Origin of the sequence: Pseudoalteromonas sp. T1lg10 (assembly GCF_002964545.1) — a bacterium.
Classification (GTDB): domain Bacteria; phylum Pseudomonadota; class Gammaproteobacteria; order Enterobacterales; family Alteromonadaceae; genus Pseudoalteromonas.
This window is the reverse complement of record NZ_PQBV01000008.1, coordinates 1-594: the sequence shown is the minus strand read 5'-3', so window position 1 is coordinate 594 and position 594 is coordinate 1. Positions and strand designations below refer to the sequence as shown.

The 594-nt window shown below is 47.8% G+C and carries 1 protein-coding gene; it reads right to left on the bottom strand.

All coding sequences use genetic code 11. From position 1 onward, the window contains the following. Nucleotides 1-594: GTP-binding protein (locus C2M17_RS06070; protein ID WP_158683986.1), on the bottom strand; the 594-nt coding region annotated here is incomplete at its 3' end.

The following is a 594-nucleotide window of genomic DNA, read 5'->3' as shown; positions in this document are numbered from 1 at the left end:
CGTATCTAGGGCTTCTGCAAGCTCGATGATCTTGTCTTCCCACTCTTTCTCGCCTTCAAGCGCTTTAAGAGCTGAACCTTGGATTAGAGGTAGGTCGTCACCTGGGAAGTCGTACTCAGAAAGAAGTTCACGAACTTCCATTTCTACTAGCTCTAGTAGCTCTTCGTCGTCAACCATGTCACATTTGTTCATGAATACGATGATGTAAGGTACACCAACCTGACGAGAAAGTAGGATGTGCTCACGAGTCTGAGGCATAGGACCGTCAGTCGCAGCTACTACTAGGATCGCGCCGTCCATCTGAGCAGCACCAGTGATCATGTTTTTAACGTAGTCAGCGTGTCCAGGACAGTCAACGTGCGCGTAGTGGCGAGTTGGAGTGTCGTACTCAACGTGTGAAGTTGAGATTGTGATACCACGCTCACGCTCTTCTGGAGCGTTATCGATTGATGCGAAGTCTTTAGCTGTACCACCGTATACTTTTGCAAGTACGTTAGTGATTGCTGCAGTTAGAGTTGTTTTACCGTGGTCAACGTGGCCGATTGTACCAACGTTTACGTGCGGTTTTACGCGTTCAAACTTTTCTTTTGCCAT